Origin of the sequence: Endozoicomonas sp. YOMI1 (genome assembly GCF_024606345.1) — a bacterium.
Classification (GTDB): Bacteria; Pseudomonadota; Gammaproteobacteria; order Pseudomonadales; family Endozoicomonadaceae; genus Endozoicomonas.
Genome location: NZ_JAHHPM010000087.1, coordinates 1 through 1,617, shown reverse-complemented (window position 1 = coordinate 1,617; position 1,617 = coordinate 1). Strand labels below are relative to the sequence as shown.

1 protein-coding gene is annotated in these 1,617 nt (G+C 50.3%); it reads right to left on the bottom strand.

The annotated features are described in order from the left end of the window. Positions 1-1,617 (bottom strand): hypothetical protein (locus tag KDK15_RS03175; RefSeq protein ID WP_257293919.1); only part of this gene is annotated, 1,617 nt, incomplete at both ends.

The window sequence follows — 1,617 nt, the reverse complement described above, 5'->3', positions numbered from 1 at the left end:
TATAAGAACCATTGATTTCCTGAATAATCTCCAGTGTTTTTAGCGTTAGCGCATTCAACTGCGGGACCTGATTGTACGGGAACCCCGGCTCGCCTGTTTTTGACCATTGCTTCTGAGTTTGAGCACCATCGGCGTTAGTCACCCGTTTGGCTGAATGCCTGCTTCCATCACTGGGCAAACAACAAGACCCGGAGTTGCCGGTACGCTGTTCCTGTGAGCACGCGCTACTAAAGACGACAGAAGAATCATGTTGACCGGCAACGGTTGCGTATCCGTGAAGACTATCACTCTCCGGGGCAACGGCATTATCTCGTTCAAACAGTAACCCATCAATTATATTGGCTTCGGAGCTGCATTGTGCAAACCAGTGGCCTAAAGCATGACGCAGCTTGCTTCTTTCAGGAAAACTCTGAAGACACTTCAGTACCTGATCCTTATGGATTTGTCGTCCATTAATAGGCTGTTTCGTGATGTAGCAGCGTGCCAGGAAGAAGAAATGGATGCGTGAATTCTGAAATGAGCACCTTAGTGTTTTGATGGATTCCAATACCTGTTCTGCTGACACTCGCTGGTGATCAATTGTCAGCTCATGCTGATTAGCCATGAATTTCAATATACATTGCAGTCGATATTGCTCATCGTCTTTAACCGATACGTTATTTAAGATTTGCCAGGCCTCTTGAAGTATATCCTGAGCTTCGCTGGCCTCATCGTACGGCTGAGATTGTTTCAGCCTTTGAATCAGATACCTGGTTTGTCTTGAAGAATGGTCCCCGGGTACTTTATTAAACGCTGCTAATACTGTCTGGTTATCAAGATAGTTGCCATTCAATTCTCTGGCATTCAAAGCCAGCCGAGTATAAAAAATAGCGCTATCGAGCAACCAGCCACCGCGCTCACAATCCCTAACCACCGCCTCCGGTGGAACCTGCTGGCCATTCAACCCCAGGCCCCTCAGACAACATGCCGCTTTGAAGCGCGCTAACTCCTGTGTAGCTTTGACTGCCTGATAATCCTTAACCACCGCTTCCGGTGTGACCTGTTGGCCATTCAATGGCAAGCCCCTCAGGCAACATTGCTCCTTAAAGCGCGCTATTCCCAGTTTGCCTTCTGCACTGGCCGGGAAATCCTTAACCACCGTATCCGGTGTGACCTGCTGGCCATGCAACGCCAAGCCCCTCGGGCAACATTCCGCTTTGAAGCGCGCTAGCCCCAGCCTGCCTTTCGGACTGGCCGGGAAATCCTTAACCACCTCATCCGGTGTTACCTGCTGGCCATTCAACGCGAAGCCTCTCAGGCAACATTCTTCCTTAAACCGCGCTAGCTCCACTGTTGTTTTGGTTGCCTGATAATCCTTAACCACCGCTTCCGGTGTGACCTGCTGGCCATCCACCGCCAAGCCCCTCAGACAACATCGCTCCTTAAAGTACGCGCTCCCCAGTTTGCCTTCCGGACTATCCGGAAAAGCCCTGAGCACCTCATCTGTTGTGACCTGCTGGCCATTCAACGACAAGCCTCTCAGGCAACATTCTTCCTTAAACCGTGCTAGCTCCACCGTTGTTTTGGTTGCCTGATAATCCTTAATCACCACTTCCGGTGTAACCTGCTGGCCATTCA